This is a genomic window from Streptomyces sp. NBC_01288, assembly GCF_035982055.1.
Lineage (GTDB): Bacteria > Actinomycetota > Actinomycetes > Streptomycetales > Streptomycetaceae > Streptomyces.
This window is the reverse complement of sequence record NZ_CP108427.1, coordinates 1,298,643-1,317,541: the sequence shown is the minus strand read 5'-3', so window position 1 is coordinate 1,317,541 and position 18,899 is coordinate 1,298,643. Positions and strand designations below refer to the sequence as shown.

The window sequence follows — 18,899 nt, the reverse complement described above, 5'->3', positions numbered from 1 at the left end:
CCGCTCCCGCTCCCGGTCCTGGTCCCCGTCCCCGACCCGGTCGCGATCCCGCCCGTGGACCCACTCCCGCTCCCGGACTTGCTTCCGGTCCTGGACCCGGACCCGAATCCCATGCCCGTCCCGGACCTCGTGCCCGTGCCCGTCCCGCTCCTGGTCCCCGTGCCGGCCCTCGTCCCCGACCCGGTCGCGGTCCCGATCCCGGCCCCACTTCCGGTCCCGGACTTGCTGCCGGGCCAGTTCCCGGTCCCCGTGCCGGTCCCGGTCCCGCTCCCGGTCCCCGTCCCCGATCCGGACGCGGCCCCGCCCGCGGACCCACTCCCGCTCCCGCTCCCGGACCCGGACCCGCTCCCGGACCCGGACCCGCTCCCGGACCCGGACCCGGACCCGCTCCCGGACCCGGACCCGGACCCGCTCCCGGACCCGGACCCGGACCCGCTCCCGGACCCGGACCCCGTCCCCGTGCTAGTCCGCGTGCCGGTCTCGGTGCCCGTCCCAGTCCCCGTCCCGCTGCCGGACCCCGTCCCCGATCCGGACGCGGTTCCGCCCGCGGCCCCACTCCCGCTCCTAGTCCTGGACCTGAGCCTGCTCATAGCCCCGCCCCCAGCCCCACTTCCAGACCCGCTCCCGCTCTCGGACCCAAACCCCCTCCCAGACTCACCCCCGGACCTGAACCCGCCCCCACTCCCACCCCCCGCACCGACCGTCCCCCACAGCAAAGCATCGACCCGATCCAAGTCCCCTCTCAGCGCCTCCCGAGCCAACACCACTGCCAGCGGCCCAGGTTGGCCCCACGGGCTCGGCGGGCTCGCCCCGTGCGACCGCGCGAAGTCCTCGACGCGGTCGGCGAGCATGGCCGCCCGCACCTGGTCGCCGCCGACGTCCGCCACCCCCACAAGAAGGGCAAGCACCTCTCCCGTCCCGTCAAAGCCGGCGGAACTCGCCTCGGCGTCGGCGCGATCGGCGAACTTGAGTGCGTCGAGGGTGTCACCGTCGTCCGCCACCGCCTTCGCCAGCAGAGCCCACGCCACACCCCAGTTGTGCGGATAGCGCACGCTCTCCGCCATGGCGACAGCCCGGTCGCGTTCGCCCGCCCGGGCCCACGTCGGCACGAGGGCGACCAGTGCCCGGTCCCGCAGTTGGCGTACGGGGATCGACTCGGCCAAATCCTGTGCGTCGCACAGGCCTTCGGCGTCGGCGGCGGTCTTCACCAGGGTCAGGAGTTCCTCACTCCGCTCGGCCTCGTCGCTGATGGCGTACGCCGACTCGGCCGCCCGGGCGAGGTGGCCCGTCCGGGCGAGCGCCTGCCGGAACCACCCGGTGGCGACGCGGGTGTCCGGGGCCGTCCCCAGCGACAGCCGGAGAACGGCCAGCAGACAGGGCTCGAACCCCCTTTGTGCGAGGGCGAGTTCCGCGCGGTTCTCCGGTGTCAGGCCGCTGCGCCGCTCCACTTCCCTGATCCAGAAAAGCTCTTCACCCCACAGAGCCAACCTCTTCGACGGCATGCCGGCATCCCCCTCGGTGTGCGACGTCCCGGAGCCCAGCCCAGTACGTCGAAGAAGGCCCGGTACGACACATCATCGTCGCGGATCACCGACCGCCCGGGCATCGGGTAATCCACTGAACTTCTCCCGTTCCGCAGCGGCCAGGACGGGCCCCGTGCCGCCCGCGCGGACACCGGGCCACCCACCCGAAGCGCCCTGGATCGCCAGATCTCCCGACCTCGATTCAGTGACGCCGCCAGATGTCCCAGTCGTTACGGGAGCGTGACCGAGACCCCCTTGCCCGCCCCGGAACCCTTGCACGAGAGTGATGTATGCGCTTACAGGAAGCGCATACATCCGGAACGCTCAAGGAGGAGCAGTCCATGCGCCGTCCTGCTACCACCGCTTCGATCGCCCTCACCGTGGCCTCCGCGCTCACCCTCACCGCCTGCGGTGGTTCCGGTGGCGCGGAGGTGGCGGCCGACGCCAAGCAGACCCTGACGGTCTGGGCGATGGGCACCGAGGGCGAGAAGCTCGCCGACGTCGCGAAGGCGTACGAGAAGACGCACTCCAACATCACCGTGAAGGTGACCCCCGTCGGCTGGGACGTGGCCCACCAGAAGCTGGTCGCCGCCGCTGCCGCCGACAAGCTCCCCGACGTCGTCCAGATGGGCGGGACCTACCTCGGCGAGTTCGCGGACATGGGCGTCCTCGAACCGGTCGACACCAAGACGGCCAAGGAGGGCGATTTCTTCCCCGCCGCCTGGGACCAGGTGTCGTACGACGGCAAGGCCTACGGCGTCCCGTGGTACGTCGACACCCGCGTCCTCTACTACCGCACCGACCTCGCGGCCAAGGCCGGCCTCAAGGCCGCCCCGGCGACCATGACCGACCTCCAGAAGGCGGCCGAGGCGTACCGGAAGAAGGCCGGCACCAAGTGGGGGCTGTCCATCCAGCCGGGTGGTCTGGACACCGTGCAGAGCTTCTACCCGTTCCTGTACTCGGCGGGCGGTGAGCTGCTCACGAAGGACGACAAGCCCGTCATCGACAGCGCGGCGGCCGTCAAGGCGCTGGAGAACTACGGGAGTTACTTCTCCAAGGGACTCAGCGCCAAGTCGGTGCGGCCCGGCTACGACGTCACCAAGGACTTCAACACCGGTTCCGTGCCCATGTTCTTCGGCGGGCCGTGGATCATGTCCCTGCTCGACGACAACTACCCGGACCTGAAGGGCAAGTGGGCGATCGCGCCCGTACCGACGGACGTGTCCTCCGTGTCGATGGCCGGCGGATCCAGTCTCGCGATCTCGGCGGACAGCGAACACAAGGCCGCCGCCAAGCAGTTCATCGCCTCCCTCACCAACGCCCAGGGTCAAGCCGACTGGTACGAGCGCACCCGCGACCTGCCCGCCAACAAGGCGGCCTGGGAGACCGGTGAACTCGCCACCGACGCCAACCTGAAGATCTGGCGGCAGCAACTCGAAACGGCCAAGACCCCGCCGTCCGACCCGAAGTTGACCGAGATCACCTCCAAGGTCGACACCGCCATCGAACAGGTCACGCAGGGGCGTTCGTCCGCGAAGGACGCGCTGGGCAAGGCGCAGTCCCAGATCGAAGGGCTCGTGAGGTAACAGCGATGTCCCTGGTGACCGGATCGACCGCCGACAGCGCGGCCACGGGCCCAACGAAGCCTTCCAAGGCCCCCGTTGGGCCGATGCGAGGGTCGACGCGAGGGCCGGACCGCGGCCGTCGACTGGGCCGGCACAACCTGCACGGCTGGCTGTTCTCCACGCCCTTCCTCGTGCTGTTCGGCGTCTTCATGCTCCTCCCGATCGTCGCGACGCTCCTGATGAGCTTCACCGACTTCGGGGCGCGCGACGTGACCCGCCCCTTCGAGGCGGAGTTCGTCGGCTTCGACAACTACACACGGCTCTTCGACGACGACGTCTTCCGCACGGCGCTCTTCAACACCGGCTACTTCGTGGTCGTCGGCGTCCCGCTGACCGTCGTACTGGGACTGCTCGTCGCCGTCCTGCTCAACAACGGCATCGACCGCGCCCGCACCTTCTTCCGTGTCGGCTTCTACGCACCGGTCGTCACCACCATCGTCGCGGTCGCCGTCGTCTGGCGGTTCGTGCTCGACCCCTCGGACGGGCTCGTCGCCGGTCTCGCCTCCGAACTCGGCCTGACCGCACCGGACTTCCTCGGCTCCGAGACCTGGGCCATGCCCTCGCTGATCGCGATGGCGGTGTGGCGCAACCTCGGCACCGTGATGGTGCTGTTCATCGCCGGGCTACAGGCCATCCCCACCGAGGTCCGGGAGGCCGCGCGGCTGGACGGCGCCGGCGCCTGGCAGGAACTGCGGCGCGTCACCGTGCCGTTGCTGCGGCCGACGATGCTCTACGCCACCGTCATCACCTCCATCGGCTACCTCAACGTGTTCGAGGAACCCTTCGTGATGACCCAGGGCGGCCCCTCCAACTCCACCATGACCGTCTCCCTGGACATGTACCAGGAGGGCTTCAACTTCTTCCACATGGGCTACGCGAGCGCCATGGCGTACGTCCTGTTCGTGGTGATCATGGGCATCACGGTGCTCCAGCTCCGACTGTTGAAGGACAACACCTCATGACCGCGCCGACGGCGACCGCCCCGACCCGCCGCCCGGGCCGCGTCCGAGGACCCCTGCTGTACACGGTCGCCTCGCTGGGGCTGCTGGTCATGGCCGCACCGTTCCTGTGGATGGCGCTGTCGGCCTTCAAGACGAAGAAGGACCTCGCAGCCAGCCCGCCGGTGTGGATCCCCAGCCACTGGACGCTCGCCAACTTCCGTGACCTGCTGGACCAGTTGGACATGGCGCGGTACTTCATGAACTCGCTGATCGTGGCGGTGCTCGTGACCGTCTGCAATCTGCTGTTCTGCTCGATGCTCGGCTACGCCCTCGCCAAGCTCCAATTCACCGGCCGCTCCAAGGTGTTCGGCATCGTCCTCGCGGCCCTGATGGTGCCCGGCAACCTGCTCGTGCTGCCCCTGTACGTGCTGATGACCAAGCTGAACCTGATCGACACCTACGCCGGACTGGTCCTGCCCTTCGCCGCCGGGGCCTTCGGGGTCTTCCTCATGCGGCAGTTCATGCAGTCGATCCCCGACGAACTCCTCGAAGCGGCCCGCATCGACGGCGCCGGCGAGTGGTACATCTTCTGGCGCATCGTGCTGCCCCTGGTCAAGCCCGCCCTGGCGACCCTGACGATCTTCACCTTCCTCGGCTCCTGGAACAACTTCGTCTGGCCGCTGATCGCGACCAACGACCCCGGCAAGTACACGCTGCCCGTGGCCCTGGCCACGTTCGCCAACGATCCCAACCGCACGGTCGGCGGCGGCAACGGCATGTTGATGGCCGGCTCCCTGCTCGTCGTGCTGCCGGTGCTGCTCGTCTTCGCCGTACTGCAACGCCACTTCACCCAGGGCATCGCGACCGCCGGGCTCAAGTAGCCCGCCCCGCACACCCGTTGGCCTCACCCGCCCGCCTGCCTCCACCCAGCAGAAAGACGCGACGAACCATGAGTCACACTCCCACCCCGTTCCCCGACGGCTTCCTGTGGGGCGCCTCCACGGCCGCCCACCAGATCGAGGGGAACAACGTCAACAGTGACTGGTGGCGCAAGGAACACGACCCGGCGGCCGGCATCGAGGAGCCGAGCCTGGACGCCTGCGACAGCTACCACCGCTGGGAGCAGGACATGGACCTGCTCGCCCAACTGGGCTTCACCGACTACCGGTTCAGCGTCGAATGGGCCCGCATAGAACCCGTCCCCGGCACCTTCTCCCGCGCCGAGATCGCCCACTACCGCCGCATGGTCGACGGAGCCCTCGCCCGCGGCCTGCGCCCGATGGTGACCCTGCACCACTTCACGGTCCCGCGCTGGTTCGAGGACCTCGGCGGCTGGACCGCCGACGGCGCCGCCGACCTGTTCGCCCGCTACGTCGAGCACTGCGCGCCGATCATCGCGGACGGCGTCCGCCATGTCTGCACCATCAACGAACCCAACATGATCGCCGTGATGGCAGGCGCAGCCAAGGCCGGTGACCAGGGCTTCCCGCCCGCCGGACTGCCCACCCCGGACGAGGGGACCACCCACGCGGTGATCGCCGCCCACCGGGCCGCCGTCAAGGCGGTGCGCGCGATCGACCCCGCCATCCAGGTCGGCTGGACCATCGCCAACCAGGTCTACCAGGCGTTGCCCGGCGCCGAGGACGTCACCGCCGCCTACCGCCACCCCCGCGAGGACATCTTCATCGAGGCCGCCCGCGACGACGACTGGATCGGCGTCCAGTCCTACACCCGCACCAAGATCGGCGCCAACGGCCCGATCCCCGCGCCCGAGGACGCCGAACGCACCCTCACCCAATGGGAGTTCTACCCGGAGGCCGTCGGCCACGCCCTGCGCCACACCGCCGACGTCGTCGGCCCCGACGTCCCGCTGATCGTCACCGAGAACGGCATCGCCACCGCCGACGACCCCCGCCGCGTCGACTACTACGCCGGTGCCCTGGACGCGGTCGCCGCCGCCCTCGACGACGGCCTGAACATCGACGGATACCTGGCCTGGAGCGCCCTCGACAACTACGAATGGGGCTCCTACCGGCCGACGTTCGGCCTGATCGCCGTGGACCCGGTCACCTTCGTCCGCACCGCCAAGCCGTCCGCCGCCTGGCTCGGCGCCCTGGGCCGCACCCGCGAACTGCCGCGCACAGCGAGCGGGAACGCGTAGCTCCGCCCCAAGTCCCGGGAGCCGACGGGCGCCTGACAGCCCGTCGGCTCCCGCCCCACAGATGTCCCACACGGGCCACGACGACGCACGCACCCCTTCCCTTGCCCGTCCCGCCCGCATTCCCCTGGGAGTTGGACCCGCATGAACCGTCGTACGTTCCTCACCACCGCCACGGCGGGAGCCGCCGCCCTCACCGCCACGCTGCCCCTCGCCTCCGCGTCGGCGTCGACCCGTGGCCGCCCCGCCCCCGACAGCGCGCCGCTGCGGACCTGGTTCGAGGCGACCTACCGCTCGATGACCGCCATGACCACCGAACTCGGCCTGACCGCCGACACGATGGACGTCTCCGGCACCGGCACCCCCGTGCCCTCGACCCAGACCTCACCGACCAACATCGGCTGCGGCCTGTGGTCGACGGTCGCCGCGGCCGGCCTCGGCGTGATCTCCGGGTCCGTCATGCACCAGCGCCTGGCCCGCACCCTCACGGCGGTCGAGAAGCTGGAGCGCGCGCACGGCTTCTGGTTCAACTGGTATGACGCGTACGACGGTTCGGTCCTCACGAGCTGGCCCGGGACGGGCGACCCGGTGCGCCCCTTCCTCTCCACCGTCGACAACGCCTGGCTCGTCACAGGGCTGAAGATCGCCGCCGACGCCGACCCGGAACTGCGTCCGCGCGTCGCCCGACTCCTCGCCGACGCCGACTGGTCGTACTACTACACCCCCTACGACCCGGCCGACCCGGTCGCCGGACCCGGTCAACTGCGCGGCGGCTTCTGGCCGGACAAGCCCGGCAAGGGCGAACCCACCGGCCACCACTACGGCGCCCTCAACACCGAACCCAGGATGGCCAGTTACCTTGGCATAGCCGACGACTCGCTGCCCACCGAGCACTACTGGCACCTGTTCCGCACCCTGCTCCCGGGCATGGGACAGGAGCAGGAACCCGAAGGCGCCTACGTCACGATCGACGGCGTGCGGGTGTGGGAGGGCCACTACACCTACCGCGGCCGCAAGCTCGTCCCCACCTGGGGCGGTTCGATGTTCGAGGCGCTGATGGTCCCGCTGTTCGTGCCCGAGGCCGCCTGGTCGCCGTACTCGTGGGGCACCACCCACCAGCGCTATGTGCGCAGCCAGATCGAACACGGCCTGGACGAGGCGAAGTACGGCTACTGGGGCTTCTCGCCGGCCAACATCCCCGAGGGCGGCTACCGCGAGTACGGCGTGGACGCGATCGGCATGCAGGAGGACGGCTACAACTCCCTCGGCGTCGTCACCCCGCACGCCTCCTTCCTCGCCCTGCCGTACGCCGCGCCCGAGGCGCTCGCCAACCTCACGGCTCTCGCACGGGACTTCGGCGCCTACGACGACCGCTACGGCTTCCGCGACTCCGTCGACACCGCGAACGGCCGCGTCAGCGACTACGTCCTCGCCCTCGACCAGGGCATGATCGCCGCCGCACTCGCCCAACACCTGCGCCCCGGCCTCCTCCAACACCCCTTCCGCACGGGCGGTTTCCGCACCCGGGTACGTCCGCTCCTCGGCAAGGAGCGCTTCAGTATCTGAGAGGCGCGGGGACCAACTCCTTGGTCTGTCAGTTGTCTGGCGTGTCTCTCGTCCGGAGCACGGAGAGCGTCAGCCATGAACGGCCGCCGGTGTGCACCCTGTTGGTGGCGACGACCTTGCGCCGGTCGCCGATCTCCGCGCCGCCGGTGTTGGAATTGACGTCGAAGCGGGGGAAGTTGCTCGAACTGACGTCGAGCCGCAGCCGGTGGCCGGTCAGGAACAGGTTCGCCGTGTCCGGTGCCTCCACCGTGATCGCGTACGTCTCCTCGGGTGTCATCGGCTCCGGATCGCTGAAGGAGTCGCGGTAGCGGCAGCGCAGGATGCCGTCGGTGAGGTTCATCGCGAAACCCTGCGGATAGTCCGCGCTCGGCGGATGGACGTCGACGAGCTTGACGGTGAAGTCGGTGTCGCGGGCTGTCGACGACACGGTGAGATGCACGGCGACCGGTCCGGCGACCACCAAGTCCTCGGTGAGCGGCGGGGTTTGGAAGACCAGGACGTCGGGTCGGCTGTCGAGCGGCAGATGGGGTCCGGTCGCGCCGAAGAAGCGGTCGTCGGGGTGCTGGTGGAAGGCGCCGCCGCTCATCACCGGTTCGCCGGAGGTGACTTGACCGCCGAGGGTGGGCACGGGGTCGCGGGGGTCGAAGTCGTACTCCAGAAAGGAGCCTTGGACGTCGGTGGCGGCGTCGGTGGAATCGGTCGTGTCGGACGCGGGCGTGAGTGTTCCCGAACTGCCCAGGACGAGGGCGAGGTTGGCGGTCTCCTCGGGCGGCCAGGAGGTCGCGGTGCACCAGTGACCGCCGTGGTCGAGCCGCCCCTCGGGAGTACGCCGGCCGGAGCCGCCGCCCATGAGGAAGTACCGTACGGGCGGCGGCGGTTCGGTCGTGCCCGCCGGTGCGAGGTGCGCGTCGAACCAGCTCAGCCGCATCGCGGCGTAGTGCTCGGCGAGGCTGCCCTCCAGCCGGGCCAGCGGACCGAAGTCGACGTCACCGGCGTGGCTCTGGCTGCGCGCGCCGTGGGTCCAGGGGCCGAGCACCAGGTACGCCGGGCTGTGCTTCTTGCGCCCGAGTTCGCGGAAGTTCTCGGTGGCGGTGCGGATGTAGGGGTCGTACCAGCTGGACATGTGCAGGCTCGGCACGTCCGGGAAGTCGTCGTAGAAGCCGCGGGCGTAGATGCCCGGCTGTTCCCAGTACGGGCCGAACGCGCCGTTCTCCCACTGCTCCAGCAGGTAGTCCTCGTACTCCGGGACGGACCGCAGCGGGCTCGCGCCGCGTCGCCACGGCATGCGGGTGAACCAGGCGCTGAGGTCCTCCGACTCCAGCGAGGCGCGCAGGGTCGGATCGGCGCGTACCGTCTCGCTCACCTTGGCGCGGTGGAACGCCCAGGTGGCCTGCTTGAGTTCGAAGGCGCCGCCCATCCGGGTGCCCGCCTCGTAGGCGCTGGCGAAACCGCCGGAGTCGAGGAACATCGCGGCGAGATGGGGTGCGCCCAGCGAGGCGAGCGCGGCCTGGGCGTGCGCGGAGTAGGAGACGCCCATGGTCGCGACCCGGCCGTCGCACCAGGGCTGGGCGGCGATCCACTCGACGGTGTCGTAGCCGTCGGTGGCCTCGTTCAGGTACTTGACGAAGGTGCCCTCCGAGTCGCCGCGCCCCCGGCAGTCCTGCCGTACGATCCGGTATCCGCCCCGGGTGAACACCTCGGCCGCGGTCTCGGGCGCGGGCGGGTTCTCGGCGCCGAGGGCACCGTCGGAGGGGCGCGGGGCCCGGCGGCCGTAGGGGGTGCGCTCCAGGATGACCGGTCCGGGTCCCGGGTCGGGGCGGTCGGCGTAGAGGTCGGCGACGAGCAGTACGCCGTCCCTGGCCGGAGTCCGCAACACCCGCCGCCAGCACGTCCGTTCGCCGGGCAGCGGCACCCGCTGCCACCCTTCCTCGTCGGCCGCCATCACTTGGCCTCGGGGAACTGGGACTTCAACGCGGGCCAGGCGGCGAGGAGTTCGGGCTCGGGGGAGGTGCTGAAGTACTTGCGGTACAGCTTGGCGTAGCTGCCGTCCGCGACCATGGCGGCGAACTGCTGGTCGAGGGCCTTGAGGAGGGCGGGGTGGTTCTTCGGTACCGCCATCGAGGTCGGGTGGTCGACCGGGGCCGACACCGCCTGCCGTAGGCCGGGGTACTGCTTGACGTACTCCGTCGCGTCCGGACCTCCGACCAGGAAGGCGTCGATGCTGCCGTTGAGCAGTTGGCTCACCGCCGCGTTCGAGGTCTGGAACCGCACCGGGTCCGCTTTCGGTATCCGCGTGGGCAGTTGGGCCTCCTGCGAGGAACCGGTCACCACCCCGACCCGCTTGCCGTTGAAGGCGGCGAAGGTGGAGATCGTGCTCTTCGAGGTCGTCAGGGCGGTCACGGTGCTCCAGAACAGCGGCTTGGTGAAGTCGACGCTCTTCGCCCGCTCCGCGGTGACCCCGACGCCGGACGAGGCCAGGTCGAACTGCCCGGCGGTCAGGCCGGCCAGCGATCCGGTGATCGACGTCGACTTGTAATCGACCTTCAGGCCAAGGCGTTTGGCCGCCTCGTCGGTCAAGTCGACGATGAATCCGGTCGGTTGACCGGAGTCCTTGGCGTAGGCGAAGGGTGGCTGGCCGGTCTGGGTCGCGGATCTGATGGTGCCGGCCTCGATCAGGCCGTACGAATTGGCAGCGGACGTCTTGGCGGAGTCCGAGCCGCTGCCGCACGCGGCGAGCGGGAGGACGAGGCCGCAGAGGGCGAGGAGCGTGAGAAGCGGACGCCGTCCGGGCAGATTACGGGGCGATACGGGCATGGGTGAATCTCCTTGGGAGAACAGGGTGGCGGGGAGGGGGACTTCAGAGGACGCGGGCGAGGAACTCGCGCAGGCGCGCCGTCTCGGGGTGTTCCAGCGTCGGGCGGGCCGGGCCCGACTCGGCGATGACGCCCTCGTCCATGAAGATGACGCGGTCCGCGACCTCACGGGCGAAGCCGATCTCGTGTGTCACGGCGATCATCGTCATGCCCGAGTCGGCGAGCAGCCGCATGACGTCGAGGACGTCCTTGACGAGTTCCGGGTCCAGCGCGGAGGTCGCCTCGTCGAAGAGCATGACCTCGGGTTCCATGGCCAACGCGCGGGCGATGGCGACCCGTTGCTGCTGACCGCCCGACAACTGGCTCGGCCGCGCGTGGGCCAGCGTCGCGAGTCCGAGGCGTTCCAGCTGGGCCATGGCGGCGGTCTCCGCGGCCTCCCTGCCCGTGCGGCGGACCTTGCGCAGGGCGACGGTCACGTTGTGCAGGACGCTGAGGTGCGGGAACAGGTTGAAGTGCTGGAAGACCATGCCCACCCGAGTGCGGACCGCGTCGACGTCCACGCCGGGGCCGGTGATCAGGTCACCGCCGAGGCGGATCTCGCCCGAGGTCGGGGCCTCCAGCAGGTTCACGCACTTCAGGAGCGTGGACTTGCCCGAACCGGACCGGCCGATCACACAGACCGTCTCGCCCGCCGCGACCTCCAGATCCACGCCCCGCAGGACGTCCACCGCGCCGTAGCGCTTGTGCAGGCCGCGCACACTGACCGCGGCGGCCGCGGCCGTCCCCGTCTCGTCGGCGCGCGGGTTCTTCTCGGACAGCGTTCCGGTCATGGCTCAGACCTCCAGCGCGGGCGGGGTGGACGGCGCGGACGACGGGACGGCGGTCGCTCTGTTCTGTTTGCGTCCGCCGCCGCGCAGCCGCAGGTCGAGCCGGTTGACCAGGAAGGTCAGCGGGACGGTGAGCAGCAGGTAGCAGGCGCCGGCGGCCACCAGCGCGGAGGAGTTGTACGTGGCCGCCTGCCGCTCCTGCGCGATGAAGTAGAGCTCGCGCTGCCCGAGGCCCAGCCCGAGCAGATACACCAGCGCGCTCTCCTTGATGTCGATGATGAACTGGCCCGCCAGCGCGGGCAGTACGTTCCGTACGCCCTGCGGTACGACGATCACCCGCATCGCCGTCGGATACGACATGCCGAGACTGCGCGCCGCGCTCAACTGCCCGGCCGGTACCGCCTGGATGCCCGAGCGGAAGATCTCCGCCAGATAGGCCGCCGAGATGAGGCCGATGGCGAGGACGGCGTACCCGAGCGGGTCCCGGCCGAACGGCCTGATCCCGGCCGACGGCAGGCCCAGGCCGACCAGACTGACGGTCACGATCGCGGGCAGACCGCGGAACACGTCGACGTAGATCCGCGCGGGCAGCCGCGCCCATCGGCGGGGCGACAGCAGGAGCATCGCGAGCAGCACACCGAGCACGACACCGAAGACGATCGCGAGGCCGGCGATCAGCAGGGTGTTGCGCAGGCCCTCGGTCAGCAGGACGGGAAAGGCCTTGAGGAGTTCGTCGGGGTTGAAGAACGTGTGCAGAAACAGGTGCATCGGCCGGAGCCTCTCGCTGCGCGGACTGCTCTGAGCGGGCTCGACGACTGCTCGGAGCGGCGGAATTGGACGCAGCCTAGGTCGGCCGGCCGGCGGTGGCGCCGATGCTTACCGCGGGTGCGGTAAGCATCGGCTGTACGCTGCGCCGCATGCCTGTCGTCATCAGCTTGCAGGGCGCCGTTCCGGCGGACGTGGCCGTGGGTCTGTCACCGCTGGCGGAGCTGATGGCGTGCCTCCACTCGATCGCCGAGCCCGAGCACCACCTCGCCGTACGGCCGTGGCTGGAACGGGTACGCGCCGAGCTGTCGACGGAGTCGCAGAGTCTGATCGCGGTCTACTCGCCCCTGTGGACCCGGATGCGCTGCCGCCTGCTGATGCCGCTGGAACCGCCGCTGGGCCTGAGCCTGGAGCAGGAACTGGCCCGGCTGGAGGCGCTGTCGTTGGACGACTTCGTCATGGGCGCCGCGCCGACCGTGCACGGCGGCGTCTTCGACACCCACGGCCTGCTCACCGACCGGGCGGTGCGCGAGGCCTACATCCTGTCCAGCGAACGGCGCTCCTTCAGCCGGGGCGAGCTGGCCCGCGGCCTGCTCCAGACCCCGGAGCGGACGCGGACCGGGCTGCTGGAGCTGCTGCGGCGCTGCGCGGCCGAGTTCTTCGACGCCGAATGGGCGCGGGTGCGGCACCGGTTGGAGAGCGAGTGCACCCGGGTGCGGGCCCGGGTCCAGGCCCTGCCGCTGCCCGAGGCGCTCGCCTCGCTCAGCCCCAACGCCACCGTCGGACACAACCCGCCGTCGGTCACCTACGACAAACTCCAGTCGCTCCGGGCCGATCTGCGCGGGCGCCGCTGTCTGCTCGTCCCGTCCGCGCACACCCGGCCCCATCTCATCGTCCGGGACGATCCGCCGTATCCGCTCGTCGTGCACTTCCCCGTCGAGAACACGGGCCGGCAGTCGGAACAGGCCACGCTGGCACAGGTGCGGCTCCGGTTGTCGATCCTGTCGGATCCCGCGCGGCTGTCGCTGTGCCGGCACCTGGTGAACGAGCCGATCACCACGTCCGACCTGGCCGCACGGACGGGCATGACCCTCCCGCAGGTCTCCCGCCACCTCGGCCGCCTGCGCGAGGCGGGCCTGCTGACCTCCCGCAGGGACGGCCGGCAGATCCACCACCGGCTGGACACCGACTGCCTCATGCGGCTGGGCGTGGACGTCCTGACCTCGATCATCCGCTGACGGTCCGTGCGTTCACGTAGGAGCGGGCGGGGAAACAGCGCGGAAATCTGAGGCTCCAAGTTGCGTGGCGCGCAACCTAGTGCGTATAGCGGTACTCGTATTAGCATGCCTCGCGTATCTACGGCGCGAGCGAGACGAGAGATCATGGCTCCCCTGCAATACGACTTCGTCATCGTCGGCGGTGGATCCGCCGGCAGCGCACTGGCGAACCGGCTCTCCGCGGATCCGGCCCACCAGGTGCTGGTCCTGGAGGCCGGCCGGCCCGACTACCCGTGGGACGTCTTCATCCACATGCCGGCCGCGCTGACCTATCCGATCGGCAGCCGGTTCTACGACTGGAAGTACGAGTCGGAACCCGAGCCGCACATGGGCGACCGGCGCGTCTACCACGCCCGCGGCAAGGTGCTCGGCGGTTCCAGCAGCATCAACGGCATGATCTTCCAGCGCGGCAACCCCATGGACTACGAGCGCTGGGCCGCCGACGCGGGCATGGAGAGCTGGGACTACGCGCACTGTCTGCCGTACTTCCGGCGGATGGAGAACTGCCTCGCGGCCGATCCCGACGACGAGTTCCGCGGCCACGACGGGCCGCTCGTCCTCGAACGCGGGCCCGCCTCCAACCCGTTGTTCGGCGCGTTCCTCAACGCCGTGCAGGAAGCGGGGTATCCGCGCACCGACGACGTCAACGGCTATCAGCAGGAGGGGTTCGCGCCCTTCGACCGCAACGTCAGCAGGGGGCGACGGCTGTCGGCATCGAAGGCGTACCTGAAGCCCGTGCGGAAGCGGCCCAACCTCACCGTCACCACCCGCGCGATGGTCACCCGCGTCCTCTTCGAGGGCAAGAAGGCCGTCGGCGTCGAGTACCGGCACCGCGGCAAGGTCCGCCAGGTGCGCGCCCGCGAGGTCATCCTGTGCGGCGGCGCGATCAACTCCCCCCAGCTGCTTCAGCTTTCGGGGGTCGGCAACGCGGAGGAGCTGACCGCGCTCGGCGTCGACGTCGTCCACGATCTGCCGGGCGTCGGCGAGAACATGCAGGACCACCTGGAGGTGTACATCCAGTACGCCTGCAAGCAACCCGTCTCCATGCAGCCGTACATGGCGAAGTGGCGCGCCCCCTTCATCGGCCTGCAATGGCTCTTCCGCAAGGGCCCCGCCGCGACCAACCACTTCGAGGCCGGCGGGTTCGCCCGCAGCAACGAGGACGTCGACTATCCCAACCTGATGTTCCACTTCCTGCCCATCGCGGTCCGCTACGACGGCTCGTCGCCGGCGGGTGGCCATGGTTACCAGGTGCACGTCGGGCCCATGTACTCCGACGCGATCGGCTCGGTGAAGATCAAGAGCAAGGATCCGCTGGAGCACCCTGCGCTGCGCTTCAACTACCTGTCCACGGAACAGGATCGGCGTGAGTGGGTCGAGTCGATCCGGGTCGCCCGCAAGCTCCTCAACCAGCCCGCGCTCGCCCCCTACAACGACGGGGAGGTCTCGCCCGGGCCGTCCGTGGAGAGCGACGAGGAGATCCTCGCGTGGGTGGCCAAGGAGGGGGAGACGGCTCTGCATCCGTCCTGCACCTGCAAGATGGGCACGGACGAGATGTCCGTCGTCGACCCTGACAGCATGCGGGTGCACGGGGTGGAGGGGCTGCGGGTCGTGGACGCGTCGGTGATGCCGTACGTGACCAACGGGAACATCTACGCGCCGGTGATGATGATCGCGGAGAAGGCGGCGGACCTGATCCTGGGCAAGGATCCGCTGGCTCCGTCCTCGGCGGTGTATTACCGGCACCGCGATGCCCAGAAGCAGGCCGGGTAGCCGTTGAGTGGGTGAGGGGGAGGATGAGAGGGAGGCCGAGGTCGGGGGTGAGGGGGTTGAGCTTCTGGGGGCTCCGCCTCCAGATCCCCGATCGGCCCTGAAGGGGCGTCGTCCTCAAACGCCGGACGGGCTGGACGTGGCGGCCTGCGTTTCAAGGCGCCGGAGACGGCTCGATATGGCCGGCCACCATTTCGAGTTGCCGGAGGCGGGCGGATCTAGTCGGCCTGCGTTTCGAGATGCCGGAGCCTGACTGCTGGATTTGCCGACCCGCGCTCTACATCGCCGGGAGCAGGCTGGTGTGCGCGCCCGCGTTCCAAGGCGCCGGGGACAGGCTGCTGTGTGCCCGCGCTCTACGTCGCCGGGGACGGGCTGATGTATGCGTGCCCGTGTTGCAAGTCGCCGGGGTCGGGCCGGTGTGTCTCCGCGTTGCAGGGTGTCGGGGCCGGGCTGATTGGTGCGTGCCCGCGCTCCAAGCCACCGGGAGCAGGCTGGTGTGCGCGCCCGTGTTCCAAGCCGCCACGGACAGACTGTGGTGTGTCCGCGCTCCAAGTCGCCGGAGGACGGGCTGATTGGTGCGTGCCTGTGTTCCAAGTTGCCGGCGACAGGCTGGCGCGTGTTCCCGAGGTCCAAGTAGTGGCTGCGGACTGACTGATGTGTGCGCGCCTGTGTTCCAGGCCGCCGGGGGACGTGCTGATGTGTGTCTGTGTTGTGGGGCGCCGGGGACGGGTGGATTGGCGCGCCCCCGGCGTTCCAGGTCGCCGGGGAACGGCCTGGTGCGTGTGCCCGAGCTTCAAGTCGCCCCGAACTGACTGATGTACGCGCCACCATTCCAAGCCGCCGCCGGACAGGCGGACTGGCGCACGCCCGCGTGCCAAGTCGCCGCCGACAGGCTGCCTTCAGCGAGCCCGTGTCCCAAGTGCCGCCCCCGGAAGCCGTATACAGCGCACACCCGCACTCGCACCCGCCGCACCCGGACTCACCCGCACCCGCGCCGGGACTCACCCGATCCCGGACTCACTCCCACCCCACCCCAACCTCACCGAAACACCACCGTCCGATTCCCGTACACCATCACCCTGCTCTCGCTGTGCCACTTCACCGCGTGCGCCAGCACCTGCGCCTCCACGTCCCGCCCCACCGTGACCAGCTCCTCCGGGTCGAGCGAGTGGTCGACGCGGACCACGTCCTGGTCGATGATCTGGCCCTCGTCCAGTTCCGGGGTCACATAGTGCGCCGTGGCGCCCACGAGCTTGACGCCTCGGTCGTAGGCCTGCTGGTAGGGGCGGGCGCCCTTGAAGCTGGGGAGGAAAGAGTGGTGGATGTTGATGGCGTGGCCCTCCAGCTGCTTGCAGAGGTCGTCGGAGAGGATCTGCATGTAGCGGGCCAGTACCACCAGGTCGACGTTCAAGTCCCGTACCAGGTCCAGGAGTTGGGCCTCCGCTTCGTCCTTCGTGTCCCTGGTGACCGGGATGTGGTGGAAGGGGATGCCGTACGTCTCGGCGAGGCCCTCGAAGTCGCGGTGGTTGGAGACGATCGCCGGGATCTCGATGTTGAGGGCGCCGGTGCGCTTGCGGAACAGCAGGTCGTTCAGGCAGTGGCCGAACTTGGAGACCATGATCAGGGTCCGGGTGGGGGTGGCGGCGTCCCGGAGGGTCCAGGAGATGCGGTACGCCTCGGCGACCGGGCCGAATCGGTAACGCAGTGTTTTCAGGTCGGCGTTTGGATCGGAAACGTCGAAGTGGACCCTCATGAAGAAGCGGCCCTTGAGTCGATCATCGAATTGCTGGCTCTCCAGGATGTTGCCGGAGTTCCGGACGAGAAAGCCGCTCACGGCATGGACCAGACCGGCGCTGTCCGGACACGAGAGGGTGAGGACGAATTCGCGGCCAGGGTGCGGTCGAGGGGACATGGGCAGCCTCCGTCGGTGCGTCACATCGATGCGTATTGCACAACATGGTGAGCGATACGCAACAAGATGAAGCCCGGTGCCGCTCGCGGTCAAGGGGTGGCCGGGCAATGGGAGGCATGGCGAAATCGTCATCTGCCAACCCCTTGACGTATGTCTGCACATTCGCCAGGGTGTTCCACCACAAGCAATACGGTGCACGATGCGCAACGAAATTCGCTCGAAGGGCTCCACACGTGGCAGACCTGTATGTGGACGGAGAATGGCGCGATGCGGTGGCCGGCGGTCACCGTGACATCCGCTGTCCCGCCGACGGCACGCTCACCGCGACCGTGTCCGAGGGAACGCGTCCCGACACCGAGGCAGCGATCGCCGCCGCCCGCCGCGCCTTCGACGAAGGGTCCTGGCCGCGTACCCCGGAGCGGGAGCGTGGCGCGCTGCTGCTGCGCACCGCCGATCTCATCGAGCGCGACGCCAAGGAGTTCGCCCGCGCCGAGTCGCTGGACACCGGCAAGCGGCTGGTGGAGAGCGAGTACGACATCGCCGATGTCGTTTCCTGTTTCCGTTACTACGGCGGGATCGGCGGCACCGATGCCGGGCGGGTCATCGACACCGGGCGGGACGACGCCGTAAGTCGGGTCGTCTACGAGCCCGTTGGGGTGTGCGGGCTCATCACCCCCTGGAACTACCCGCTGCTGCAAGCCAGTTGGAAGGTCGCTCCGGCGCTCCTCGCCGGCAACACGGTCGTTCTCAAGCCGAGTGAGCTGACTCCCTCCACCTCCATCCTGCTGATGAAGGCATTGGAAGAGGCCGGGCTTCCCGCCGGTGCCGCCAATCTCGTGCTCGGTGCCGGGCCCGAGGCGGGGGCGCCGCTCTCCGAGGACCCCGCCGTCGACATGGTCTCCTTCACCGGGGGCCTTGAGACCGGCAAACGCATCATGGCCACCGCCGCCGCGACCGTGAAGAAGGTCGCGCTGGAGCTGGGCGGCAAGAACCCCAACGTCATCTTCGCCGACGCCGACTTCGAGACGGCCGTGGACTTCGCGCTCACGGCCGTCTTCCTGCACTCCGGCCAAGTCTGCTCCGCCGGCGCCCGGTTGATCGTCGAGGACTCGCTGCACGACCGGTTCGTGGACGAAGTCGTGCGTCGTGCGCGGCGGATCCGGCTCGGCGGGCCCTTCGATCCCGAGGCCGAGACCGGGGCGCTGATCTCCGCGCAGCACCGGGAGAAGGTCGAGGCGTACGTCGCGGCGGGCATCGCCGAGGGGGCCGTGCTGCGCTGCGGCGGTGAGCGGCCGGACGAACTCGGCCTCGCCGACGGGCACTTCTACCCGCCGACCGTGCTCGACGCGTGCACGCAGGACATGCGGGTGGTGCACGAGGAGTCCTTCGGACCGGTCCTGACCGTGGAGCGGTTCACCGACGAGGACGACGCCGTACGCATCGCCAATGACACCGAGTACGGACTCGCCGGCGCCGTCTGGACCCAGGACGCGGGGAAGGCCCAGCGGGTCGCCCGGCGGCTGCGGCACGGCACGGTGTGGATCAACGACTACCACCCCTACGTGCCGCAAGCGGAATGGGGTGGCTTCGGACACTCGGGCGTGGGCCGGGAGCTGGGACCGACCGGCCTGGACGAGTACCGAGAGCCCAAGCACATCTGGCAGAACATCCAACCCCGGCCGCAGCACTGGTTCCGCGGCTGAACGCCGAAAAGAGGTCGAT

Annotated in this window: 14 protein-coding genes; 9 read left to right on the top strand and 5 right to left on the bottom strand. The window is 69.6% G+C overall.

All coding sequences use genetic code 11. From position 1 onward, the window contains the following. The first annotated feature begins 812 nt into the window (after positions 1-812). The 6 genes from OG194_RS05860 to OG194_RS05835 all read left to right on the top strand — a co-directional run bounded on the left by OG194_RS05860 (position 813) and on the right by OG194_RS05835 (position 7,813). On the top strand, positions 813-1,613 hold the full coding sequence (locus tag OG194_RS05860) for a hypothetical protein (RefSeq protein WP_327399770.1): 801 nt from the start codon (positions 813-815) through the stop codon (positions 1,611-1,613). 251 nt (positions 1,614-1,864) lie between these two features. Then, positions 1,865-3,109 carry a sugar ABC transporter substrate-binding protein gene (locus OG194_RS05855; protein WP_327399769.1) on the top strand — a complete coding sequence of 415 codons (1,245 nt, stop codon included), beginning with the start codon at positions 1,865-1,867 and terminating at the stop codon, positions 3,107-3,109. A gap of 5 nt (positions 3,110-3,114) precedes the next feature. Beyond that, positions 3,115-4,110 (top strand): carbohydrate ABC transporter permease, encoded by a 996-nt coding sequence (locus tag OG194_RS05850; protein ID WP_442811496.1) that lies wholly within the window; start codon positions 3,115-3,117, stop codon positions 4,108-4,110. After that, positions 4,107-4,970, top strand: coding sequence for a carbohydrate ABC transporter permease (locus OG194_RS05845; protein WP_327399767.1), 864 nt, complete (start codon positions 4,107-4,109; stop codon positions 4,968-4,970). The genes OG194_RS05850 and OG194_RS05845 overlap by 4 nt, the downstream gene beginning before the upstream one ends. Positions 4,971-5,038: 68 nt before the next feature. Continuing rightward, positions 5,039-6,250 (top strand): glycoside hydrolase family 1 protein, encoded by a 1,212-nt coding sequence (locus OG194_RS05840; RefSeq protein WP_327399766.1) that lies wholly within the window; start codon positions 5,039-5,041, stop codon positions 6,248-6,250. Positions 6,251-6,391: 141 nt separating this feature from the next. Next, entirely contained in the window at positions 6,392-7,813 is a 1,422-nt protein-coding gene (locus OG194_RS05835; protein WP_327399765.1) for a glucoamylase family protein, read from the top strand. Between the two features lie 28 nt (positions 7,814-7,841). On the opposite strand, the gene OG194_RS05830 is transcribed toward OG194_RS05835, so the two are convergent. From OG194_RS05830 to OG194_RS05815, 4 genes are read right to left on the bottom strand one after another with little or no spacing between them, the layout of a single operon-like run. Next, a complete protein-coding gene (locus tag OG194_RS05830) occupies positions 7,842-9,755 on the bottom strand; it encodes a CocE/NonD family hydrolase (RefSeq protein WP_327399764.1) in 1,914 nt (637 codons plus the stop codon). Further along, positions 9,755-10,627, bottom strand: coding sequence for a substrate-binding periplasmic protein (locus tag OG194_RS05825; RefSeq protein WP_327399763.1), 873 nt, complete (start codon positions 10,625-10,627; stop codon positions 9,755-9,757). Before OG194_RS05825 ends, OG194_RS05830 begins: the two co-directional genes overlap by 1 nt. Positions 10,628-10,670: 43 nt before the next feature. Beyond that, positions 10,671-11,456 (bottom strand): amino acid ABC transporter ATP-binding protein, encoded by a 786-nt coding sequence (locus OG194_RS05820; protein WP_327399762.1) that lies wholly within the window; start codon positions 11,454-11,456, stop codon positions 10,671-10,673. 3 nt (positions 11,457-11,459) lie between these two features. Next, positions 11,460-12,221: an amino acid ABC transporter permease gene (locus OG194_RS05815; RefSeq protein WP_327399761.1), complete on the bottom strand. Its 762-nt coding sequence runs from the start codon at positions 12,219-12,221 to the stop codon at positions 11,460-11,462. Between the two features lie 149 nt (positions 12,222-12,370). Here OG194_RS05815 and OG194_RS05810 point away from each other — a divergent pair, with 149 nt between their 5' ends. Beyond that, entirely contained in the window at positions 12,371-13,456 is a 1,086-nt protein-coding gene (locus OG194_RS05810) for an ArsR/SmtB family transcription factor (protein ID WP_327399760.1), read from the top strand. A gap of 144 nt (positions 13,457-13,600) precedes the next feature. Beyond that, positions 13,601-15,268, top strand: a complete 1,668-nt coding sequence (gene betA, locus OG194_RS05805; protein WP_327399758.1) for a choline dehydrogenase — start codon at positions 13,601-13,603, stop codon at positions 15,266-15,268. 1,036 nt (positions 15,269-16,304) lie between these two features. On the opposite strand, the gene purU is transcribed toward betA, so the two are convergent. Further along, the gene (gene purU / locus OG194_RS05800) at positions 16,305-17,177 is read right to left on the bottom strand and encodes a formyltetrahydrofolate deformylase (RefSeq protein ID WP_327399757.1); all 873 of its coding nucleotides are present in this window, start codon (positions 17,175-17,177) and stop codon (positions 16,305-16,307) included. A 233-nt stretch (positions 17,178-17,410) separates the two neighbouring features. Between purU and OG194_RS05795 the strand changes: the two genes are divergently transcribed. Next, positions 17,411-18,880: an aldehyde dehydrogenase family protein gene (locus OG194_RS05795; RefSeq protein WP_327399756.1), complete on the top strand. Its 1,470-nt coding sequence runs from the start codon at positions 17,411-17,413 to the stop codon at positions 18,878-18,880. Positions 18,881-18,899 lie beyond the last annotated feature (19 nt).